The 21,456-nt window shown below is 65.6% G+C and carries 20 protein-coding genes; 12 read left to right on the top strand and 8 right to left on the bottom strand.

Translation table 11 applies throughout. The features are described 5' to 3' along the window. Positions 1–56 precede the first annotated feature (56 nt). Entirely contained in the window at positions 57–1,196 is a 1,140-nt protein-coding gene (locus M9H71_RS16950; protein ID WP_455406128.1) for a thiolase C-terminal domain-containing protein, read from the bottom strand. Between the two features lie 5 nt (positions 1,197–1,201). After that, positions 1,202–1,615 (bottom strand): Zn-ribbon domain-containing OB-fold protein, encoded by a 414-nt coding sequence (locus tag M9H71_RS16945; RefSeq protein ID WP_013503432.1) that lies wholly within the window; start codon positions 1,613–1,615, stop codon positions 1,202–1,204. Positions 1,616–1,907: 292 nt separating this feature from the next. On the opposite strand from M9H71_RS16945, the gene M9H71_RS16940 reads away from it, so the two are divergent. Beyond that, positions 1,908–3,257: an amidase gene (locus M9H71_RS16940; RefSeq protein ID WP_455406127.1), complete on the top strand. Its 1,350-nt coding sequence runs from the start codon at positions 1,908–1,910 to the stop codon at positions 3,255–3,257. 170 nt (positions 3,258–3,427) lie between these two features. Here M9H71_RS16940 and M9H71_RS16935 read toward each other — a convergent pair whose 3' ends face one another. Next, the gene (locus M9H71_RS16935; protein WP_455406126.1) at positions 3,428–3,877 is read right to left on the bottom strand and encodes a PaaI family thioesterase; all 450 of its coding nucleotides are present in this window, start codon (positions 3,875–3,877) and stop codon (positions 3,428–3,430) included. Positions 3,878–4,023: 146 nt separating this feature from the next. Beyond that, a complete protein-coding gene (gene pobA, locus M9H71_RS16930; protein ID WP_455406125.1) occupies positions 4,024–5,196 on the bottom strand; it encodes a 4-hydroxybenzoate 3-monooxygenase in 1,173 nt (390 codons plus the stop codon). 170 nt (positions 5,197–5,366) lie between these two features. Here pobA and M9H71_RS16925 point away from each other — a divergent pair, with 170 nt between their 5' ends. The 9 genes from M9H71_RS16925 to M9H71_RS16885 all read left to right on the top strand — a co-directional run bounded on the left by M9H71_RS16925 (position 5,367) and on the right by M9H71_RS16885 (position 14,866). Next, positions 5,367–6,377 (top strand): TRAP transporter substrate-binding protein, encoded by a 1,011-nt coding sequence (locus M9H71_RS16925; protein ID WP_455406124.1) that lies wholly within the window; start codon positions 5,367–5,369, stop codon positions 6,375–6,377. 256 nt (positions 6,378–6,633) lie between these two features. Then, positions 6,634–7,128 (top strand): TRAP transporter small permease, encoded by a 495-nt coding sequence (locus M9H71_RS16920; protein ID WP_455406154.1) that lies wholly within the window; start codon positions 6,634–6,636, stop codon positions 7,126–7,128. Positions 7,129–7,134: 6 nt separating this feature from the next. Then, entirely contained in the window at positions 7,135–8,442 is a 1,308-nt protein-coding gene (locus tag M9H71_RS16915; RefSeq protein ID WP_455406123.1) for a TRAP transporter large permease, read from the top strand. 134 nt (positions 8,443–8,576) lie between these two features. Beyond that, the gene (locus M9H71_RS16910; protein WP_455406122.1) at positions 8,577–9,038 is read left to right on the top strand and encodes a DUF3237 domain-containing protein; all 462 of its coding nucleotides are present in this window, start codon (positions 8,577–8,579) and stop codon (positions 9,036–9,038) included. Positions 9,039–9,225: 187 nt separating this feature from the next. Next, positions 9,226–10,032: a crotonase/enoyl-CoA hydratase family protein gene (locus tag M9H71_RS16905; protein ID WP_455406121.1), complete on the top strand. Its 807-nt coding sequence runs from the start codon at positions 9,226–9,228 to the stop codon at positions 10,030–10,032. Positions 10,033–10,044: 12 nt separating this feature from the next. Next, a complete protein-coding gene (locus M9H71_RS16900; protein WP_455406120.1) occupies positions 10,045–11,937 on the top strand; it encodes a feruloyl-CoA synthase in 1,893 nt (630 codons plus the stop codon). A gap of 142 nt (positions 11,938–12,079) precedes the next feature. Beyond that, the gene (locus M9H71_RS16895; RefSeq protein ID WP_455406119.1) at positions 12,080–12,499 is read left to right on the top strand and encodes an acyl-CoA thioesterase; all 420 of its coding nucleotides are present in this window, start codon (positions 12,080–12,082) and stop codon (positions 12,497–12,499) included. A 96-nt stretch (positions 12,500–12,595) separates the two neighbouring features. Continuing rightward, positions 12,596–13,738: an ABC transporter substrate-binding protein gene (locus M9H71_RS16890; RefSeq protein WP_455406153.1), complete on the top strand. Its 1,143-nt coding sequence runs from the start codon at positions 12,596–12,598 to the stop codon at positions 13,736–13,738. Between the two features lie 273 nt (positions 13,739–14,011). Next, on the top strand, positions 14,012–14,866 hold the full coding sequence (locus tag M9H71_RS16885; RefSeq protein ID WP_455406118.1) for a GGDEF domain-containing protein: 855 nt from the start codon (positions 14,012–14,014) through the stop codon (positions 14,864–14,866). Here the strand turns inward: M9H71_RS16885 and M9H71_RS16880 are convergent. Genes M9H71_RS16880 through M9H71_RS16870 form a run of 3 tightly spaced genes read right to left on the bottom strand, consistent with a single transcriptional unit; the run spans position 14,804 to position 18,338 of the window. Further along, positions 14,804–15,523 (bottom strand): ABC transporter ATP-binding protein, encoded by a 720-nt coding sequence (locus M9H71_RS16880; protein ID WP_455406117.1) that lies wholly within the window; start codon positions 15,521–15,523, stop codon positions 14,804–14,806. The two genes, M9H71_RS16885 and M9H71_RS16880, sit on opposite strands and share 63 nt — an antisense overlap. Next, the gene (locus tag M9H71_RS16875) at positions 15,520–17,292 is read right to left on the bottom strand and encodes a branched-chain amino acid ABC transporter ATP-binding protein/permease (protein ID WP_455406116.1); all 1,773 of its coding nucleotides are present in this window, start codon (positions 17,290–17,292) and stop codon (positions 15,520–15,522) included. Before M9H71_RS16875 ends, M9H71_RS16880 begins: the two co-directional genes overlap by 4 nt. A 5-nt stretch (positions 17,293–17,297) precedes the next feature. Next, positions 17,298–18,338 (bottom strand): branched-chain amino acid ABC transporter permease, encoded by a 1,041-nt coding sequence (locus tag M9H71_RS16870; RefSeq protein WP_455406115.1) that lies wholly within the window; start codon positions 18,336–18,338, stop codon positions 17,298–17,300. A 162-nt stretch (positions 18,339–18,500) separates the two neighbouring features. Here M9H71_RS16870 and M9H71_RS16865 point away from each other — a divergent pair, with 162 nt between their 5' ends. Continuing rightward, positions 18,501–19,019, top strand: coding sequence for a MarR family winged helix-turn-helix transcriptional regulator (locus tag M9H71_RS16865; protein ID WP_455406114.1), 519 nt, complete (start codon positions 18,501–18,503; stop codon positions 19,017–19,019). Positions 19,020–19,065: 46 nt separating this feature from the next. Here M9H71_RS16865 and M9H71_RS16860 read toward each other — a convergent pair whose 3' ends face one another. Then, the gene (locus M9H71_RS16860; RefSeq protein WP_455406113.1) at positions 19,066–20,796 is read right to left on the bottom strand and encodes a cation:proton antiporter; all 1,731 of its coding nucleotides are present in this window, start codon (positions 20,794–20,796) and stop codon (positions 19,066–19,068) included. A gap of 48 nt (positions 20,797–20,844) precedes the next feature. Here M9H71_RS16860 and M9H71_RS16855 point away from each other — a divergent pair, with 48 nt between their 5' ends. Further along, on the top strand, positions 20,845–21,429 hold the full coding sequence (locus M9H71_RS16855) for a DUF3124 domain-containing protein (protein ID WP_455406112.1): 585 nt from the start codon (positions 20,845–20,847) through the stop codon (positions 21,427–21,429). The last annotated feature ends 27 nt before the right edge of the window (positions 21,430–21,456 follow it).

Here is a 21,456-nt window from a genome sequence, read left to right as displayed (position 1 = left end):
GATGGATCGCCGGGTCGAGCCCGGCGATGACGTGGTGTGTTGCGGCTTGTGCCGAACTACTTCTCGTTGGTGAAGATGATCGTGCCGGAGGCCGCGAACATGCCGCCGACGCCGTGGCAGACCGAGATCTTCGCGCCTTCGACTTGCGCCGGCGCGATGCCGCGCATTTGCCGAACGCTCTCCTGCAGCGCGTACATGCCGTACATGCCCGAGTGCATGTAGGATAGGCCGCCGCCATTGGTGTTGAGCGGCAGCTTGCCGCCGGGGCGGGTGTTGCCGTCGGCGATGAACTTGCCGGTTTCCTCATACGGCATGAAGCCGAGGTCGCCGAGGCCGAACAGCGGCAAATGTGCGAACGCGTCGTAGATCATCAGATGATCGACGTCCTTGTGGCTGATGCCGGCCTCGCGGAACGCGGTCGGGCCCGCCACCTTGAAGGCGCGCGAGGAGTTGAAGGTCTCCATCTGGCTGACCATCGGCGTTTCGACGCTCTCGCCGGTGCCGAGCACGTAGACCGGCTTGTGCGGGAAGTCCTTGGCGCGATCGGCCGAGGTCATGATCAGCGCGCCGCCGCCGTCGGTGACGAGGCAGCACTGCAGCAGCCGGAACGGATAGGCGATCATCCGCGAGTTGAGGACGTCCTCGACTGTGATCGGATCCTTCATCATCGCGCGCGGATTCTTTGCCGCCCATTCGCGCTGCGCCACCGCGACCGAGGCGATCTGCTCGTGGGTGATGCCGTGGGTCTTCATGAAGCGCAGCACCGGAATCGGGAACTGGCTCGGCGGCCCGTAGATCCCGTAGGGCGCCTCGAACTGGCCCTGCAGGCTGTCGGCGGGGATCGAGCGCGGCAGCTTGCCGATCATCGACTTGCCGCTCTCGGCGTGAGTGATCAGCACGGTCTTGCACAGCCCGGCCTCGATCGCCGCGGCGGCGTGGCGGACGTGCAGCATGAACGAGCAGCCGCCGACAGAAGTGCCGTCGACCCAGGTCGGCGTGATGCCGAGATAGTGGGCGATCTGCTGCGGCGTTTCGACCGCGGTGGCGATGCCGTCGATGTCCGACAGCTTCAGCCCGGCGTCGGCGATCGCGTTGAGCGCGGCGTCGGCGTGGAGCTGGATCTGCGACATATCGGGAATGACGCCGAGCTTGGTGGTTTCGGCGGCGCCGACGATAGCAACCTGATTGCGACGCATGGTGCTTACCCCTTCGCCGGACGGAATTGCGGAAGGGTGAGATTGTCGTCGATCTTCTGGAAGGTGACTTCCAGCTTCATGTCGAGCTCGAGCGCCTCCGGGGTCTGCGGACACTCCAGGATGTTGCTCATCATCCGCGGGCCCTCTTCGAGCTCCACGACCGCGATGGCGTAGGGCTCGGTGAAGCCGGCCGCCAGCGGGCGGTGATTGATCACGTAGGAATACAGGGTGCCATTGCCGGAGGCCTTGAACACGCTGACCTCGCGCGAGCCGCATTTCGGGCAGAACGGGCGGGGCGGGAAGTACGCGTGAGCACAGGAATCGCAGCGCTGAAGCCGCAGTTCGCCTTGCTTGGCGCCGTCCCAGTAGTGCTGGGTTTCCGGAGTGATCTTGGGACGTGCGCGTGCGGGTTCAGCCATGTCTTAGTTTTCTCCCTGAGCTGGCTCGTGGGCCCATCGGTTGTGGCGTCTTGATGCGATATCGCTCCGCCAGCGTCAACACGCGCAGGGCGCGGAGCCGTGTGCAGGATTTGTATTCCGCAAAGCGGACAATCGGCGAGGGCGAGCGATGCGCTGTGCGCGGAACGAGAGCCGCCGTCGTCGCGGATGGCAAACCGTCACTTTCCGCGCTACTGAATAAGCCGATGATCCTCATGTACGATCGAGGCGCGCCGCACAGCGTGGCCGATCGGCTCCCAGCGGAATGAACACTATGACCCGACATCCCACACTCGCCGTCCTCGCGGCTGATCTCGAAGCCGGCCGCACCACCGCCCGCAAGCTGGTGGAAGACTGTCTGGCGCGGATCGACGATTCGGCCGGCGAGGGGGCGCGGGCTTTCATCCATGTCGATCGCGACGCGGCGCTGCAGGCGGCGGATGCGATGGACAGGCTGCGCGCCGCCAACGCGGCGCCGTCGCCGTTCGCCGGCATTCCGGTTTCGATCAAGGATCTGTTCGACATCAAGGGGCAGGTGACCCGCGCCGGATCGCGCGCGCTCGATGATAATCCGCCGGCCGACAGCGATGCGCCCGCAGTGGCGCGGCTACGGCGCGCCGGCTTCGTGGTGATCGGCCGCAGCAACATGACCGAGTTCGCCTATTCGGGCATCGGCATCAATCCGCATTACGGCACGCCGAAAGCAGCCTATCGCCGCGACGTCGGCCATGTGCCGGGCGGCTCGTCGTCCGGCGCCGCGGTCTCGGTCGCGGACGGCATGGCGCATGCCGGGCTCGGCACCGACACCGGCGGCTCGTGCCGGATTCCGGCGGCATTCAACGGCATCGTCGGCTACAAGCCGTCGCAGGCCCGCGTGCCGCGCGACGGCGCGGTGCCGCTGTCGTTCTCGCTCGACTCGATCGGCCCGCTGGCGCGCAGCGTCGCCTGCTGCGCTACGCTGGACGCGATCCTGGCCGACCAGCCGGCGGTGCCGTTGAGCCCGCGGCCGCTGAAGGGGATGCGGATCGCGGTCCCCTCCACGGTGGCGCTCGATGAACTCGACGCCGCTGTGAAGGCCGCGTTCGACCGCGCGCTGACGACGCTGTCCGGTCACGGCGTGATCGTCGAGCAGATCGAGGTGCCGGAATTCAACGACGTCGCGCCGTTGAGTGCGAAAGGTGGCCTGACCGCCGCCGAGAGCTACGCCTGGCACCGCTATCTGGTCGTCGCGCAGGGCGACGTCTACGACCCGCGGGTACGCGAGCGCATCCTGCGGGGCGAGACCCAGAGCGCCGCCGACTACATCGATATCGTGACCGCACGCAAATCGCTGATCGAACGGGCCACGGCGCGGCTGGCGCCCTACGACGCGGTGGCGATGCCGACCACCGCGATCACCGCGCCGGCCATCTCCGAACTCGCCGACGACAAGGCGTTCACCAAGGCCAATCTGCTGGCCTTGCGCAACTGCACGTTGATCAACATGATCGACGGCTGTGCGATCTCGCTGCCGTGCCATCGGGACGGCGAGGCGCCGGTCGGGTTGATGCTGGCGGGTGTCAACGGCACCGATCGCGACATCTTCGAGGTCGCCGCCGGCGTCGAAGCAGTGATCCAGAGTTGATCGCGCGGTCGCGCGCGATTGCTACTTGCCCGTCATTCCGGGGCACGCGCGTGAGCGCGTGAACCCGGAATCTCGAGGTTAAAGCGACAGGTCGCAGAACAGCTCGGAGTTCCGGGTTCGCGCTATGCGCGCCCCGGAAGGACAGTGCCAGATGGCCAGGAGCCGCGACCTTACTCCTTCGCCTTCACCACGCTGAACGTGCCGTTGGCGCGGGCGCAGCGGGTGCCGTCGGCGGTGACGAAGCACTGCGCGACGCACAGCGTAGCGCCGACCTTGATCACCTCCGGCTCGATCTGCAGCCATTGTCCGATCCTCGCTGGACCGATGAAGTCGATCGCCAGCGACGCCGTCAGCAGCCGTCCGCTGCCGCCGAGCTTGAGGCCGCAGCTATAGCCCATTGCATTGTCGGCGAGTGCGGTGATCAACCCGCCATGGGCGAGGCCGCGCGAATTGGTATGGCAATCGCGAAGCCGCAGCCCGAGCATCACCGCCTCCGTCGTGGTCCTCGCATACAGCGGCTCCCACGGCGCAGTGAGGGGGCTCGATCGGGTGTGGCGGACGAAGCCCGCGGGGACGTCGTCGGAGTTCGTCGTGTCGATTGGATCTTTGTCGGTCGTCATCCTGCTCGTCGCTCGCTTCGCTGCATCGGCTACCGTTAGACCGCAGCGCCGCTTCGCCGGCAACGCCGACAAAGTTTGAAGCGAGGTTTGAGGGGGTGTTTGAAACGAGGCGACGTGACTCCATGCGCCGTCATTCCGGAGAAACCTCAGTACGGCAGCCCGACGTAGTTCTCCGCCAGTGAGGCGATCGCGGCTTTGGAATTGACCAGGTAGTCGAGTTCGGCGGTCTGGATCCGCTGCGAGAAGCCGTCATGATCGGGGAAGCGGTGGAGCTGCGAGGTCATCCACCACGAGAACCGCTCGGCCTTCCATACCCGGCGCAGTGCATTCGCCGAATAAGCGTCGATGCCGGCCTCGGATTTCTCAGCGTAGTACTCGCGCAAACTCCGCGACAGATAATACACGTCGCTGGCGGCGAGGTTCAGGCCCTTGGCGCCGGTCGGTGGCACGATGTGGGCGGCGTCGCCGGCCAGGAACAGGCGGCCGAACCGCATCGGCTCGGCGACGAACGAGCGCAGCGGCGCGATGCTCTTTTCGATCGACGGGCCGGTGACCAGCTTCGCGGCGGTCTCCGGATCGAGCCTGCTTCGGAGTTCGTCCCAGAACCGGTCGTCCCTCCATTCGGCGACGTCGTCGGTAAGCGGGCATTGCACGTAGTAGCGGCTGCGGTGCGCCGAGCGCATCGAGCACAGCGCGAAGCCTCGGTCGTGGTTGACGTAGATCAGCTCCGGCGACACCGGCGGGGTGTCGGAGAGCAGCCCGAGCCAGCCGAACGGATACACCCGCTCGAACGACTGAATCGCGTGGGCCGGTACGCTCTGCCGGCTGATGCCGTGGAAGCCGTCGCAGCCGGCGATGAAATCGCACACGATCTCTCGCGTCGTGCCGTCCTTGACGAACCGCACCTTGGGATGGGCGCCTTCGAAATCGTGCAGGCTGACGTCGGCGGCATCGTAGATCGTGGTGAGGCCGGCGCTCTTGCGCGCCTCCATCAGGTCGCGCGTGACCTCGGTCTGCCCGTACACGGTGACGCTCTTGCCGCCGGTCGCGCCCTTCAGGTCGATGTGATGCCGTTTGCCGGCGAAGGCGATCTCGAAGCCGTCGTGCACCAGCGCTTCCTGGTGCAGCCGCGCAGAAACGCCGGCCTCGTCGAGCAGGTCGACCATGCCCTGTTCCAGCACGCCGGCGCGAATCCGCGACAGCACGTAGTCCGGATCCTTGCGTTCCACGATGACGGCATCGATGCCGTATTTGTGCAGCAGCTGGCCGAGCAGCAGTCCGGACGGACCCGCGCCGATGATGGCCACTTGTGTCCGCATGGTCGTTCCCCCGATGATGTCGTCGCTTCGTTACGGGACCGTCACGGAGCCGTCTAGCTGCCGTCCGACATCTAGCAGCTATTACGCGGCGGTCACTTGCAATGATGGTTATAACCTATAACAATGCGGCCCAAAGGCCGATTGAAGCCGACCATAGGGAGTGAAGCTCGATGAGGAAAACTCTGCTCGCGCTGCTGCTTGCCGCCAGCGTGACGCCCGCGCTCGCGCAGGACAAGACGGTCAATTGGAAAGTCTCGCTGTGGGTGCCGCCGGCGCATCCGCTGGTGCCGGCCACCAAGGCATGGGCCGAGGACATCCATAAGGCTTCCGGCGGCACCATCCGCATGACCGTGTTCCCTTCCGAGCAGCTCGGCAAGGCGTTCGACCATTACGATATGGCGCGCGACGGCATCGCCGACGTCACCTACGTCAATCCCGGCTATCAGCCCGGCCGCTTCCCGATCGTCGCCGCGGGGCAGCTTCCGTTCGTGTTCAAGGACGGCAAGAAGGGCACGCTAGCGCTGAACGAGTGGTACCACAAATACGCGCCGACCGAGATGAAGGACACCAAGCTGTGCTTCGCCTTCATCCACGATCCGGGCGCGCTGCACGGCAAGAAGAAGGTGATGCTGCCGTCCGATATGAGCGGCCTGAAGGTGCGTCCGGCGCAATCGACCATCGGCGAAATGGTGAAGCTGTTCGGTGGCACCAATGTCCAGGCCTCGGCGCCCGAATCGCGCGATGCGCTGGAGCGCGGCGTTGCCGACGAGATCACCTTCCCCTGGGGCTCGGTGTTCCTGTTCGGCATCGACAAGGTGGTCAAGTATCATATGGATGTGCCGCTCTACACCACGGTGTTCACCTACAACATCGGGCTGAAGGCCTATAATGCGCTGTCGGATGCGCAGAAGAAGATCATCGACGATCACTGCACGCCGGAATGGGCCTCCAGAGTCACCGATCCATGGACCGATTTCGAGGCCAATGGACGCGTCAAAATGAAGGCGCTGAAGGATCACGAGGTCTATCCGCTGACGCCCGAGCAGCTTGCCGAATGGAAGAAGGCGACCAAACCGCTGCGCGATAGCTGGGCCGCCCAGGTCAAGAAGGCCGGCGGCGATCCAGAGGCGATCGAAGCCGACCTGCAGACCGCGCTGAAGAAGTACGACGCCGGGCTGTGAGCTGGCACGGGCTTCACCTCTCCCCGCGTGCGGGGAGAGGTCGACCGGCGGCGTAGTGCGCCGCTGGTCGGGTGAGGGGGCGTTTCCCCGCACTCGCCGCTATCCATCGTTGCAATTCCGTCACCCCCTCATCCCAACCCTCTCCCCGCAAGCGGGGAGAGGGAGCAGCAAAGCCCTCGTGATGGCCCCCTCCGACGACAAGCAGCCCGACCGGCTGCCCGGCGCGCTAACGACGCGGCGCTTCGCCAAGAACGGCATGGACCGGTTCATCGACGCGATCGAATGGATCGCGGCGTTCTTCGTCGGCATCGTCGCGCTGAACACCTTCCTGGCGGTGTTCATGCGCAAATTCTTCTCGGTGACGATCCCGGACTACTACAATTTCGGCCAGTTCATGCTCGGCGTGCTGATCTTCTGGGGCATCGCCGCCACCAGCTATCGCGGCTCGCACATCACCGTCGATCTGGTGTGGGCGGCGGCGTCGCCGCGCTGGCAGCGGATTATCGACATTTTCGCCACTTTGGTTCTGCTGTTCGTGGTCACGGTGCAGACCTACACGCTGTTCGACAAGGTGGTGACGACGCGTGCCGACCACATCGTCACCATGGACCTGCAGATCCCGATCTGGCCGTTCTATCTGGTGTCGTGGATCGGCGACGTCTCTGCCGTGCTCCTGATCGCGATTCGAACCTTCCGGCTGATCTTCCATCCGGAGCAGATGCGCGAAGTGCGCATGAAGCCGGTGGAGTAGGCCGCGATGCTGACCAACGAGACCGTGGCCGCCATCGGCTTCGTCAGCCTGTTCGTCCTGATGTTGCTGCGCGTGCCGGTCGGCATGGCGATGGGCCTCGTCGGCATCACCGGCTTCGGCTATCTCACCGGCTTCGAGCCGGCGCTGAAGCTGGTCGGCCAGACCACGATGCGGACCGTCACCGACTATTCGTTCGGCGTGATCCCGATGTTCCTGTTGATGGGCGCGTTCGTGTCGGCGTCGGGCATCAGCCGCGAGCTGTTCCGCGCCGGCAACACCATCGTCGGCCATTGGAAGGGCGGGCTCGGCATCGCCACCATCGCCGCCTGCGGCGGTTTCGCGGCGATCTCCGGTTCCTCAGTCGCCACGGCAGCAACGTTCTCGGCAGTGGCCTATCCGGAGATGCGGCGGTTCGGCTATCCGCAGTCGTTCTCGACCGGCGTGATCGCGGTCGGCGGCACGCTCGGCGCGATGCTGCCGCCGTCGACCGTGCTGGCGGTGTACGGCATCATCACTCAGCAGGACATCGGCAAGCTGTTCATCGCCGGCATCCTGCTGGGCCTGCTCGCGATCGTGATGCACATGATCACGATCTGGATCATCGGCGTGGTGCGGCCAGGCTTTCTACCGGCCGGGCCGAAGAGTTCGTGGGGCGACCGCCTTGCCGCCTTCCGCGACGTGTGGTCGCCGCTGCTATTGTTCCTGTTCGTGATTGGCGGGCTGTATGGCGGGTTCTTCATCCCGACCGAGGCCGGCGCGGTGGGCGCGGTCGGCGCGTTTCTGATCGGCATCCTGCGCGGCAAGCTCAATCGCGAGGGCATTCTGCAATCGCTGCTGCAGGCGACCCGCACGGCGGCGGCGGTGTTCACCGTGCTGATCGGTGCGCTGTGCTTCGGCTACTTCCTCACCATCACCCAGACGCCGCAATACGTCACTGAATTCCTCACCGGGCTCGGTATCGGGCCCTACGGCGTGCTGGCGCTGATCCTGCTGATGTATCTGGTGCTCGGCTGCCTGATGGACGCGATGGCGATGGTGATCCTCACCGTGCCGATCGTGTTTCCGGTGGTCACCGCGCTCGGTTTCGATCCGATCTGGTTCGGCATCATCATTGTGATGACGGTCGAGCTTGGCCTGATCCATCCGCCCGTCGGCATGAACGTGTTTGTGATCAAGAGCGTGATCAAGGATGTCAGCATGTCCACGGTGTTCGCCGGCGTGCTGCCGTTCGTCGTCACGGATTTAATCCGGCTGGTGATCCTGATCGTCTTCCCGATCATCGCGCTGTGGCTGCCGATGCGGATGATCGGTTAGGGACGGGGATACGTTCACAATCAACCTCCCGTCATTGCGAGGAACGAAGCGACGAAGCAATCCAGAAGCGCAGTGCGTGAAGCCCTGGATTGCTTTGCTGCGCTCGCAATGACGGAATAGGTGGGAGCCGATCAATGACGCCGACCCTCGAAACCAAATACGTCTTCACCATCACCGCGCGGATCGGCGAGGTGACCTCGGCCGGCGAGATCGGCACCGGCGTACGCCGGATCATTCCGATCCTCGGCGGCGAGGTGAAGGGGGAGGGGATCGCCGGCAAGGTGCTGCCGTTCGGTGCCGACTTCCAGATCATCCGGCCGAACGAACTGATCGAGCTGGAAGCCAAATACGCCTTCGAGACCGACGACGGCGCAGTGGTCTATGTCGAGAACGTCGGCCTCCGGTTCGGGCCGATCGACCTCCTGCAGAAGCTGAAGCGCGGCGAGCCAGTCGATCCCAAGCTGATTTATTTCCGCACCCGGCCGCGGTTCGAGACCGGCCACCCGAATTATCAGTGGCTGATGCAGCATCTGTTCATTGGCTCCGCCGCCCGCCACGCCGACCGCGTGGTGATCGACGTGCATCAGGTGCTGTGAGGCCTCCTTCCTAACCTCTCCCCGCAGAAGGGCGGGGAGAGGGAGCGCGCCTCGCAGGCGGCACTCGCGCCACACTCGGCAATCCCAGCTTTTATGAGCCCGGGCCCGCTCTCGTTCCGCAATGCCGATTGACGCCGGCCCCAAGTGATCGTTATAATCTATAACTATTCTGCACAGGACGTAATAAGTGCTCACAGGAAACGCTCAGGCCGCGACGCTCGCGGACTCATCGACGCTTGTCGTCGACACCGTCGGCCCTGTGCTGACGATCGGTCTCAATCGCCCGAAGAAACGCAACGCCCTCAATGACGGGCTGATGGCGGCGTTGAAGGACTGCCTCTCCGACATTCCGGACGATATCCGCGCGGTGGTGATCCATGGCGTCGGCGATCACTTCTCGGCCGGCCTCGATCTTTCCGAGCTGCGTGAGCGCGACGCCACCGAGGGGCTGGTGCATTCACAGACCTGGCACCGGGTGTTCGACAAGATCCAGTATTGCCGGGTGCCGGTGATCGCGGCGCTGAAGGGCGCGGTGATCGGTGGCGGGCTCGAGCTTGCCTGCGCGGCGCACATACGCGTCGCCGAGGCCTCGGCCTACTACGCGCTGCCGGAAGGCAGCCGCGGCATCTTCGTCGGCGGCGGCGGCTCGGTGCGGCTGCCGCGTCTGATCGGGGTGGCACGGATGGCCGACATGATGCTCACGGGCCGCGTGTACTCCGCCGCCGAAGGCGTTGTGCACGGCTTTTCGCAATACCTGATCGACAGCGGTTCGGCCTACGACAAGGCGCTGGAGCTCGGCAATCGGGTGGCGCAGAATGCGCCGCTGACCAATTTCGCGGTGCTGCAGGCGCTGCCGATGATCGCCGAGGCCAATCCGCAAACCGGCCTGTTGATGGAATCGCTGATGGCGACCGTGGCGCAGAGCGACCAGGAAGCCAAGAACCGAATTCGCGCCTTCCTCGATCACAAGACAGCCAAGGTTCGGCCGACCTGAAACGGAGCCGTGATGGACGCCATGACCGATCCCATTGCATTCGCCGCTGCCGCCGGGCGCGAGTCAGCTCATCCGCTGCGCGACATTTCGTTCGGCGAGATCGGCATCGCCACGGAGCGCAAGCCCGATGGTACGATCTATGTGCGCTCGACCACCACGCTCACCGACTATCCGGTGCGGATTACGGACCGGCTGCATCACTTTGCGGAAGCGGCGCCGGACCGGGTATTCATGGCCGAGCGCAACGGCGAGGGCGGCTGGCGCAAGATCAGCTACGCCGAGATGCTGCGCGCGGCGCAGACCATCGCCTCGGCCCTGATCACGCGCGGGCTGTCAGTCGAACGGCCGGTGATGATCCTGTCCGGCAATTCGATCGACCATGCGATCGTGATGTTCGGCGCGCTGTATGCCGGCGTCGCGATGTGTCCGGTGTCGCCGCCGTATTCTCTGGTCTCCAAGGACTACGGTAAGCTGCGCCACATCGTCGGGCTGCTGACGCCCGGCCTGATCTTCGCCGATGACATCACGGCATTCGCGCCCGCGATCCTCGCCACCGTGCCGGCCGATGTCGAACTCGCCGCGACGCGCGGCGAAGTGGCGGGCCGCAAGGTGACGTCGCTCGCTGCGCTGCTGGCGACGCCGGAGCATCCCGAGCTTGCCGCCAGGCACGAGGCGATCGGCCACGACACCATCGCCAAGTTCCTGCTGACGTCGGGCTCCACCGGCAATCCGAAGGCGGTGATCAATACCCAGCGGATGATCTGCGCCAATCAGGTGATGATCCGCGAGGCGATGGCATTTCTGAAGGAAGAGCCGCCGGTGATCGTCGACTGGCTGCCGTGGAATCACACCTTCGGTGGCAATCACAATATCGGGCTGACGCTGTTCAACGGCGGCTCGATGTATATCGACGACGGCAAGCCGACGCCGGCCGGGATCGCCGCCACGATTCGTAATCTGCGCGAGGTCGCGCCGACGGTGTATTTCAACGTTCCCAAAGGCTACGAGTCGCTGCTGCCGGTGCTGCGTGAAGACCAGCAGCTCCGCAAATTGTTCTTCAGCCGGCTGCACGCGATGTTCTTCTCCGGCGCCAGCCTCGCCGCGCATGTCTGGAGCGGGCTCGACGAGGTCGCGGTTCAGGAGACCGGCGCGCGCGTGCCGATGCTCACTGGCCTTGGCGCCACCGAGACCGCACCGTTCTTCATGTCGGTGACGCCGCAGACGTCTCGGTCGGGCCATGTCGGCCTGCCGGTGCCCGGCAACGCGGCCAAGCTGGTGCCGAACAACGGCAAGCTTGAAGTCCGCGCGAAGGGACCGAACATCACCCCCGGCTATTGGCGCGCGCCCGAGCTGACCGAGAAGGCGTTCGACGAGGAGGGCTTCTACAAGCTCAACGACGCGCTCAAGCCCGTCGATCCCAACGATCTCACCAGGGGGTTCGATTTCGACGGCCGGATCTCCGAGGACTTCAAGCTGGCGTCCGGCACCTGGGTCAGCGTCGGCCCGCTGCGTGCCAAGTTCATCGCGGCCTGCGCGCCGCTGGTGCGCGATGTGGTGATCGCAGGGCTCGACCGCCACTACGTCACCGCGCTGGCGATCCTCGATCCGGACGGCTGCAAGCTGATCAACGCCACGCTGCCGCTGGAGGATCTCGCCGGCATGGCGGGCGACCATCTGATCCGCGAAGCGTTCCGCGAGCGTTTCGCTACGTTGCTGACCCAGGCGACCGGCTCGTCGAACCGCGTCACCCGCGCGGTGCTGCTCGGCGAGCCGCTGTCGATCGACAAGGGCGAGATCACCGACAAGGGCTCGGTCAACCAGCGCGCCGTGCTGGAATATCGCGCCGGCCTGATCGCCGACCTTTACGCCGACCCGACGCCCGCGCATGTGATCGCGCTGGAGTAAAGGCATCAAGATGGCCACGACAGCCGCAACCGGCACGGCGCAACCTCTCCCCGCGTGCGGGGAGAGGTCATCCCGGTGCCGCGCAGCGGTGCCGGGGCGGGTGAGGGGGCGATTCAAACGATGACAGCGAAGTAGCAGCCCCATGTTCACCAATCGCCGCGACGTGCAGATCCAGTGGGGTGATTGCGACCCGGCGGATATTGTGTACTACCCGCGCTATTTTGCGATGTTCGACGACTCGACCTCGGCGCTGTTTGTCGCCGCCGGCTGTTCGAAGCGCGACCTGATCAAGGTCTATGGCTTGGTCGGGATTCCGATGGTCGACACCCGTGCCAAGTTCTACATCCCGTCGACCTATGGCGATGTGATCAGCATCGAAAGCCGGATCGCGCGGTTCGGGCGCTCCAGCTTCGAAGTGGTGCACAAGGTGTTCAAGGGTGATTCGATGGCGCTCGAAGGATTCGAGACGCGGGTGCTGGTCGGCCGTCATCCCGACGATCCGAGCCGGCTGAAGTCGGTCGCGGTGCCGGAGGAGGTGAAGGCGAAGTTCATGCGGGGCTGACTCGCCGCCGGTGATGCCGTAAACAGGACGACAAGATCGCGCCGAACACGGCCGATACCATAACAGTGGGAGGAGGAGAACGTGACCAAGTTCAAGATGTCCGCTGCGGCGGTCGCCGTGGCCCTTGCGTTGCCGGGGCTTTCCGGCGCTGCGCGCGCCGAAACCAACGAAATTACCATCGGTATCACCGTCACCACCACCGGCCCCGCCGCGGCGCTCGGTATTCCCGAGCGGAACGCGCTGGAATTCGTGCCAAAGGAGATCGGCGGTCATCCGCTCAAATTGATCGTGCTCGACGACGGCGGCGACCCGACGGCGGCCACCACTAACGCGCGTCGTTTCGTCACGGAGTCCAAGGCGGACGTGATCATGGGGTCGTCAGTGACGCCGCCGACGGTCGCGGTGTCCAACGTCGCCAACGAAGCCCAGGTGCCACACATCGCACTGGCGCCGCTGCCGATCACGCCGGAGCGCGCCAAGTGGTCGGTGGCGATGCCGCAGCCGATCCCGATCATGGGCAAGGTGCTGTACGAGCACATGAAGAAGCACGGCATCAAGACCGTCGGCTACATCGGTTATTCCGACTCCTATGGCGACCTGTGGTTCAACGACCTGAAGAAGCAGGGCGAGGCGATGGGGCTGAAGATCGTCGCCGAAGAGCGGTTCGCGCGTCCCGACACGTCGGTTGCGGGCCAGGTGCTGAAGCTGGTCGCCGCCAATCCGGATGCGATCCTGGTCGGTGCGTCCGGCACCGCCGCGGCGCTGCCGCAGACGTCCTTGCGTGATCGTGGCTACAAGGGGCTGATCTATCAGACCCATGGTGCGGCCTCGATGGATTTCATTCGGATCGCCGGCAAGGCGGCCGAGGGCGTGATCATGGCGTCGGGTCCGGTGATGGATCCGGAGGATCAGCCCGACAGCGCGCTGACCAAGAAGCCTGGTCTGGAACTGGTGCAGGCTTACGAGGCCAAATACGGCCCGAACAGCCGCAGCCAGTTCGCCGCGCATTCGTTCGACGCCTTCAAGGTGCTCGAGCGGGTAGTGCCGGTGGCGCTGAAGACCGCCAAGCCGGGCACGCAGGAATTCCGCGATGCGATCCGCAAGGCGCTGATCACCGAGAAGGACATCGCGGCCAGCCAGGGTGTGTACAGCTTCACCGAGACCGATCGCTACGGCCTGGATGACCGCTCGCGGATTCTGCTGACGGTCAAGGACGGCAAGTACGTGATGGTGAAATAGCCCTCGCGCCGGCGGCGTATCCGCCTGCGCCTGGCGAAGCCGGCCTCCGCGCGAGGCCGGTTTCTTTTTTGTGGGATGCGGCGGTTCCGCAGTTTTAGCCGCGCGTTAAGGCTGATAACTCGAATTGCGTCGAGTTAACGTGCTCGGCGCGGACGGTCTGGTAAAACCACCAGGATTGCAACCAAACGGCGTGGATTTTGCCACGCAGCCGGGCGGCCGGCGGTCGGAGCGATTGTGCCTCCGGTGCGGCGCGCGCCCCAACGACGTTGACAGATGCCGAACCAGATCGTCACGCGGCGCGACGCCATCCGCTATACGGCGGGCAGAGTAGCGGTCACGGCCGGCATTACGGCGGTCGTCACCATGATCTTTCTGATTTCCGACCTCGGCACCGATTGGAGCGCGACGGTCGAAGTCGGCGCGGTGGTGAAAGCCTCAATGATGGTCGCGCTCGGCGTGTCGACGACCCTGTCCGGCGCGCTGGCGTATCGGTCCGCGCAATTGATGCGGCAACTGACATCGACCCGTGCCGAGCTGATGCGGATGTCGCGCACCGATCCTTTGACTGGACTGCTCAACCGGCGTGGCTTCGACGAAGCCGCCGCGACGATGCTGGCGCAGGCGGCGTCGGCGGGCCAGCGGGTGGTGGCGCTGATGTGCGACCTCGACCGCTTCAAGGCGATCAACGATCATTACGGCCACACCGTCGGCGACCGGGTGCTGGCCGAGATCGGTGGAATCCTGCGAGAGTTCGCAGCGCCGCGCGGCATGCTGATGGCGCGCCACGGTGGCGAGGAGTTCGCCGGTCTGATGGTCGGCGTCAGCGACGCGCAGGCCAACGACTTTGCAATGACGCTGCGCCGGAGGTGCGCCATCGACGTGCCGTGCGACCACGGGCTTGTGGCGGTGACGATGAGCTTCGGTCTGGCCAGCTATGACGGCGGCGGGCTGTCGGCGCTGATGCGGCGCGCGGATCTCGCGCTGTACCGCGCCAAGGATCTCGGTCGCAATTGTGTAGTGCATCTCGACAACAGCGACGCATCTCCCGCGGCGCTGCCCGCATCGTCAGGCGGGATGGGAGAAGCCGAGATAGCTCGCGACCACCGCCTCGTTGCGGGCGACCTCTGAGGCCGGCCCGTCGAGCACGAACTCGCCGAGCTCCATCACATAGGCGCGGTCGGCGATTCCGAGTGCCGCCTTGGCGTTCTGTTCCACCAGCAGCACCGAGACGCCGGCCTCGCGCAGCTCGCCGACGATGCGGAAGATGTCGGCGACGATGATCGGGGCGAGGCCGAGGCTCGGTTCGTCGAGCATCAACAGCTTCGGCGCACCCATCAGCGCGCGGCCCATCGCCAGCATCTGCTGCTCGCCGCCGGAGAGTGTGCCGGCGAGCTGCTTGCGCCGCTCCTTGAGCCGCGGAAACAGACCGTAGACGCGCTCCTGCGATTGCGCCGCGATGTTCTTGGCGATCCGGAACGCGCCGAGTTCGAGATTGTCCTCCACCGTCATGGTGGCGAACAGTTCGCGATGCTCAGGCACTAGCGACAGCCCGGCGGCGACGCGATCCTCGATGTCGAGCCGGGCGACGTCGATGCCGTCGAAGGTGACGCGGCCCTTGAGCGGCAGCACGCCCATCGCGGCGCTGAGCAACGTGGTCTTGCCGGCGCCGTTGGCTCCGACCACGGTGACGATCTCGCGCTCGCGCACCTCGAGCGACACGTTCCGCACCGCCTCGACCTTGCCGTAGGACACCGAGACGCCGGACACCGAAAGCAGCGCGGTCATGCCAGCGCTCCGAGATAGGCTTTGATCACGTCCGGATTGGTCTTGATCGCGTCGGGCGTGCCTTCAGCGATCCTTGTGCCGAAGTCCAGCACGACGATGCGGTCGGCAAGATCCATCACGAAGCCCATGTCGTGTTCGACCAGTAGCACCGACATGCCGCTGTCCTTGAGCTGACGCAGCAGCGCGGCGAGGCGCTGCTTCTCCATGTGGCGCAGCCCGGCTGCCGGCTCGTCCAGCAGCAGAAGCTCCGGATCGGCGCACAGCGCGCGGGCGATCTCGACAATGCGCTGCTGGCCGAGCGAGAGGCTGCCTGCGAGTTGATCGATCTCGGCGCCGAGTCCGACACGTTCGATCTGGCGGGCGGCTTCCGCGAGCAGCTTGGCCTCGTCGCCGCGGTCGAACCGCAGCATGCTGGCGACCGCGCCGGAGCGACCGCGCAGGTGCGCGCCGATCGCGACGTTCTCCAGCACGGTCATGTCTGGCACCAGCTTGACGTGCTGGAAGGTGCGGGCGATGCCGAGCTTCACCACTTCCTGCGGCGGGGTGTTGTCGACCGGCTTGCCGTGTACTTCGATCCGGCCGCCGGTGGTGGTGAGGATGCCGGTGATCAGGTTGAAAGTGGTCGACTTGCCGGCGCCGTTGGGGCCGATCAGCGCCACGATCTCCGCGGCGTTGACGTCGAACGACACGTCGTTGACCGCAACCACGCCGCCGAACTGCTTTCGCGCGCGCTCGACCTTCAGCAGCGGCGCGGTCGAGGAGCCGCCGACCCGTTCACGCGCGGGTAGGCCGCCGGCCTTGCCGGTGACGGCGCGCCGGAATTTGACCGGTACCAGATTGGCGAGCCACGGCCACACACCGCCGGGTGCAAGCTGCAGCAGCACCACCAGGAGAATGCCGAACACGATGATCTCGAGCTGCCCCTGACCGCCGAACAGCAGCGGCAGATAGCCCTGCAGCACTTCCTTCAGGATGATGACGATCGCGGCGCCGAGCACGCCGCCCCAGACATAGCCTGCACCGCCGACCACGGCGATGAACAGATATTCGATGCCGGCCTGCGGCCCGAACGGCGTCGGATTCACGTTGCGCTGGAAGTGCGCGTACAGCCAGCCTGACAGGCCGGCGAGCACCGCGGCGTAGATGAAGACGAGCAGTTTGGCCCGCGCGGTCTGCACGCCGAAGGCTTCGGCAGCGACATGGCCGCGGCGCAGCGCGCGGATTGCGCGGCCGGTGCGGCTGTCGAGCAGGTTCATGGTCAGCACCGCGCTGATCAGAACCATCGCCCAGATCACGAAATAGATCGTGTCCGGATCGAACATCTCGACCGAGCCCACCGACAGCGGCGGGATCTGCGAGATGCCGTCGTTGCGGCCGAGGAAATCCAGCTTGCTGAACAGATAGTACAGCGCGATGCCCCAGGCGATGGTGCCGAGCGGCAGATAGTGACCTGAGAGGCGCACCGTCATCAGCCCGAGCAGCACCGCGGCTATGCCGGCGACGACGAGCGAGGCCGGCAGCGCCAGCCACGGCGACACGCCGTAGACGGTGCTGAGATAGGCTGTGGTGTAGGCGCCGAAGCCGCAGAACGCGGCTTGGCCGAACGAGGTCAGCCCGCCGACGCCGGTGAGCAGCACCAGGCCCATCGCCACCAGCGCGGCCAGGCCGATATTGTCCAGCAGCACGATCCAGAACGGCGGGAGGCCCGGGATCAGCGGCAGCGCCGTCATCACGGCGGCGAACAGGAGAATCGGCAACCAACGCGGCATCACGCTCAGTCCTTCTCTTCTTCGACCGCGGGGGCGGCGAGCGAACGCAGCACCAGCACCGGCAGGATCAGCGTGAAGACGATGACCTCCTTGTAGTTTGAGGCGTAGAACGAGGAGAACGACTCGACGATGCCGACCACGATCGCGGCGACGGCGGTGAGCGGATAGCTGACCAGTCCGCCGATGATCGCCGCAACGAAGCCCTTGAGGCCGATCAGGAAGCCGGTGTCGTAATAGAGCGTGGTGATCGGCACGATCAGGATGCCGGAGATCGCGCCGATCACCGAGGCGAGCAGAAACGCGATCTGGCCGGAGAGCGAAGTGCGGATGCCGACCAGCCGGGCGCCGAGCCGGTTGACCGCGGTGGCGCGCAGTGCCTTGCCGTAGCGGGTGAAGCCGAAGAACAGCCACAGCGCCGCCATCAGCGCCAGGGTGATGCCGTACACGGCCAGACTCTGCCCGGTGAACAGCAGCGGCCCGGCGCTCAGAGTTACGTCCGACAGCGGCGGGCCGCGCAGACCCTCGGCGCCGAAGAACACGAGGCCGAAGCCCTGCAGCGCCAGGTGGCAGCCGACCGACGCGATCAGCAGCACCAGCACGGATGTGTGGGCCAGCGGCTGGAATGCAATGCGATACAGAAACAATCCGATCGCGGCGACGATCAGCAGCGACAGCGCGATGTTGACCGCAACGCCGGGCTTGTGTGCCGGCAGCCACGTTGCCAGCGCCAGCACCACGGCCGGAAATGCGATGTAGATCAGCGCTGCCCGAACCACTTTGGCGAGGCGCAGCGATTTGCGGGCGCTGAACAGCTCGAAGCCGAACGCGACCAGTCCCATCGCCAGTGCAAGCTGCGCGGTGCCAGGCACGCCGCCGGCCGACAGCGTCGCGTAGGTGAGGGCGCCGAAGGTGATGAATTCGCCCTGCGGGATCAGAATGACGCGCGTCACCGCGAACACCAGCACCAGCGCCAGGCCGAGCAGTGCGTAGATCGCGCCGTTGGTGACGCCGTCCTGCAACAGGAACAGCAGAATCGTGGTGTTCACGCGAACGTCCCCTCCCACGGAGACGTCGCTGCGCCCCCCGTCCGCCGGCAGTTGTATTCTGCTCGGGCTATTTGATATGGTGCATAACAATTATCGATTATAAGCTCAAGGCCCGCGACGCGTTCGCAGACCGTTTGCCCCCTCAGGATCACGAGCCCGGCGATGACCGCATCGAAAACCGCCGCCGCCGTCAAGCCGGCACGCGCCGCGCGTAAGGAGCCGCCGGCCGAGTCCGCCGCCGAGGCCTCCGAGCTGATGATGGGCGAACTGTCGGAGCTGCTCGGCTACGCGCTGAAGCGCGCCCAGCTTCGCGTGTTCGAGGATTTTCTGCAATCGGTCGCGCCTGTCCAGCTCACCCCGGCGCAGTTCTCGGTGCTGCTGCTGCTCGACGCCAATCCGGGCCGCAACCAGACCGAGATCGCCACCACGCTCGGCATCCTGCGGCCGAACTTCGTGGCGATGCTGGACGCGCTGGAGAGCCGCGGACTGTGCCAGCGCACCCGCTCGCCGAGCGACCGCCGCTCGCACATCCTGGTGCTGACCGACAAGGGCCGCGCAACGCTGGCGCGCGCCAAGAAGCTGGTGGCCACCCGGCACGAGGCCAGGCTCACCGAACTGCTCGGCCGCGACAACAGCGCTGCGCTGCTGGCGATGCTCGCCAAGATCGCGCGAGAGTTCTGAGAGCGCACAGGGCGCGCGAACCGGCCTGCGCCCGGTCGAAAACGCCCTACGGCAAGACTTCCCGGCGTTCGGCGAGACGGGCGTCGAGGGCGGCGCGCTTGTCGTCCAGCAGGCCGTGATCGGCGGCTTCGATCACCTCGAACAGGTCCTGTGACTCGGTGATCCGAGGCACGGTGACGTAGTTGGCGCCAGCCCGATACATCGCTTCGACGTCGGCCAGCAGATCGGCGGTGGCGACGATCTGTGCGGTCGGATTGAGGGCGCGGACGTGGCGCACCAGGCGCTCGTTGGTGGCGCCCTTCAGCAGGGAGTCCGGCACGCTGAGGATGATGATCTCGGCCTTGGCGACGCCGGCATGCAGCAACGTGTCGACGTTGCTGATGTCGCCGTAAATGACGTGCATGCCGCGCGTGGTGAGGGTGCTGTAGACCAGCGGGTTGAAGTCGATCACGCTGATCTGCTTGAGCAGCTCCGGCGCATGGCGTTCGATCTCGCTGACCAGGGCGCTGGCGGTGCGGAAAAAGCCGAGGATGACGATGCGATGCACCGCGCCGTGGCCCGCCTCCGCGGCTGCGTCGGCACCGCTCTGCTGCTGGCCGAGATCGCGCAAGCCGAGCTTGCTCAGCGCGCCGATCGCGCGGCGGGTGATCGGATCGCTGCGCATGATCACGAAGGTCGACAGCACCGCGAGCAGCACGAAGGCGAACGAGGCGGCGCTGGCGGTCTGGGTGCCGATATGGCCGGCGGCGACGCCGGTCTGGATCACCACCAGCGAGAACTCGCTGATCTGCGCCAGGTTCAGCGCCGGCAGCAGGCTGGCGCGCAGGCCCTGTTTCATCAGATACAGCGGCAGGAAGGTGGTCAGCAGCCGGCTCGCCAGCGTGAACACTGCGATCGCCAGGGCGAGCCCGATCACCGAGCCGTTCGGGATCGGGATGGTCATGCCGAGCGCGACGAAGAACAGCGTGATGAAGAAGTCCCGCAGAGTCGTCACCTTGGCGGTGACGTCGAGCGCGTAGGGGAAGGTCGACAGCGACACGCCGGCGACCAGCGCGCCCATCTCGCGCGACAGATGCAGATGCTCGGCGATGCCGCCGATCAGAAAGCACCACGCCAGCGCGCCGAGTAGCACCAGTTCAGGCGTGCGGGCGATGCGGTGGAACAGCCAGGGCAGCACGTAGCGCGACAAGAGCGCCGCAGTCGCGACCAGCACGGCGACGCGGCCGACCGAGATCAGAAGCACCGAGATCTGCAGATCGGCGAGACTCGGCTGCACCGCGAGGAACAGGATCGCGAAGATGTCCTGCAACACCAGGATGCCGAGCGTGATCCGGCCCGGCAGGGTGTCGAGCTCGCGCTTCTCGTACAGCACCTTGACGATGATCACGGTGGAAGACAGCGCGCAGGCTACCGTCAGATACAGCGCGTCGAAATGGCCGCCGCCGAATGCGAGCCCGATGCCGATGAAGAACGCGATGCCGAGCGCGACGCCGCCGACGATCTGGCCGCCGGCCGCCACCAGGATCACCGGGCCGGCGCGGATGATCTTCTTCAGGTCGATCTCCAGCCCGATCATGAATAGCATGAAGATCAGGCCGAGCTCGGAGATGACCGAAATCGAGTTCTGCGATTTCACCCAGCCAAGGCCGAATGGACCGATCACGAAGCCGGCGATAAGGTAGGCGAGGATCAGCGGTTGACGGAAAAAATGCGCCGCCAGACCGAGCAGCCAGGCGAACAGGATGCTCAGCGTGATATCGCCAATCAGTTCGTGCATGCACCTGCCGCCGTGGAACGCCCTGGCGCGAACAATAAAGGGACAACCATGCTGAGACAACGCATCGGGAGCCCGGCTCGCGGAACGGGACGCCGCCGCTTTGGCATTCCCGCGATTCTCCGGGTGACATGCCTGATTCTGTCGGTCAGCGCACCGTGTTTGGCGCAATCATCGGGCCCGCGCGGCATCGCCCAGACGTTCGCTGCGTCGCTGACCGCGTTGCCGGCCGCGCCGCTCTCGGTCGGGGGCTCAATCTATGTGCCAGCCTATTCCAGCGTGTCGATCAACCAGGGCGCAACGCGGGCGAATTTTTCGGTGACACTGAGCATCCATAACGCTTCCGAGACCAAGCCGCTGGTGATCAAGCGGATCGGCTATTACGACGGCGCCGGCAAGATGGTGGAGAGCTATCTCGAAGGGGCGGTGGCGCTGAAGCCGTTCGCCACCATCGAGGCGTTCGTCCCCACGCTCGACACCCGCGGCGGGACCGGCGCCAATTTCGTGATCGATTGGGCTGCGGCGGGCGAGATCGCCGAGCCGGTGACCGAGGCGCTGATGATCGGCACCTTCGCCAACGGCCATTATGCCTTCATCTCGCAAGGCCGCCCGATCCGCACCACAGCCGGCCGCTGAGCTGGATGCCCTCTCGGGCGACAATGC

It is taken from the genome of Rhodopseudomonas parapalustris (assembly GCF_053772255.1).
This window is presented reverse-complemented; position numbering and strand designations above follow the sequence as displayed.

Coding starts and splice junctions, on each gene's coding strand:
- M9H71_RS16950 (WP_455406128.1), bottom strand. CDS start 1,196: ATGCGTCGCAATCAGGTTGCTATCGTCGGCGCCGCCGAAACCACCAAG.
- M9H71_RS16945 (WP_013503432.1), bottom strand. CDS start 1,615: ATGGCTGAACCCGCACGCGCACGTCCCAAGATCACTCCGGAAACCCAG.
- M9H71_RS16940 (WP_455406127.1), top strand. CDS start 1,908: ATGACCCGACATCCCACACTCGCCGTCCTCGCGGCTGATCTCGAAGCC.
- M9H71_RS16935 (WP_455406126.1), bottom strand. CDS start 3,877: ATGACGACCGACAAAGATCCAATCGACACGACGAACTCCGACGACGTC.
- pobA (WP_455406125.1), bottom strand. CDS start 5,196: ATGCGGACACAAGTGGCCATCATCGGCGCGGGTCCGTCCGGACTGCTG.
- M9H71_RS16925 (WP_455406124.1), top strand. CDS start 5,367: ATGAGGAAAACTCTGCTCGCGCTGCTGCTTGCCGCCAGCGTGACGCCC.
- M9H71_RS16920 (WP_455406154.1), top strand. CDS start 6,634: ATGGACCGGTTCATCGACGCGATCGAATGGATCGCGGCGTTCTTCGTC.
- M9H71_RS16915 (WP_455406123.1), top strand. CDS start 7,135: ATGCTGACCAACGAGACCGTGGCCGCCATCGGCTTCGTCAGCCTGTTC.
- M9H71_RS16910 (WP_455406122.1), top strand. CDS start 8,577: ATGACGCCGACCCTCGAAACCAAATACGTCTTCACCATCACCGCGCGG.
- M9H71_RS16900 (WP_455406120.1), top strand. CDS start 10,045: ATGGACGCCATGACCGATCCCATTGCATTCGCCGCTGCCGCCGGGCGC.
- M9H71_RS16895 (WP_455406119.1), top strand. CDS start 12,080: ATGTTCACCAATCGCCGCGACGTGCAGATCCAGTGGGGTGATTGCGAC.
- M9H71_RS16890 (WP_455406153.1), top strand. CDS start 12,596: ATGTCCGCTGCGGCGGTCGCCGTGGCCCTTGCGTTGCCGGGGCTTTCC.
- M9H71_RS16885 (WP_455406118.1), top strand. CDS start 14,012: ATGCCGAACCAGATCGTCACGCGGCGCGACGCCATCCGCTATACGGCG.
- M9H71_RS16880 (WP_455406117.1), bottom strand. CDS start 15,523: ATGACCGCGCTGCTTTCGGTGTCCGGCGTCTCGGTGTCCTACGGCAAG.
- M9H71_RS16875 (WP_455406116.1), bottom strand. CDS start 17,292: ATGCCGCGTTGGTTGCCGATTCTCCTGTTCGCCGCCGTGATGACGGCG.
- M9H71_RS16865 (WP_455406114.1), top strand. CDS start 18,501: ATGACCGCATCGAAAACCGCCGCCGCCGTCAAGCCGGCACGCGCCGCG.
- M9H71_RS16860 (WP_455406113.1), bottom strand. CDS start 20,796: ATGCACGAACTGATTGGCGATATCACGCTGAGCATCCTGTTCGCCTGG.
- M9H71_RS16855 (WP_455406112.1), top strand. CDS start 20,845: ATGCTGAGACAACGCATCGGGAGCCCGGCTCGCGGAACGGGACGCCGC.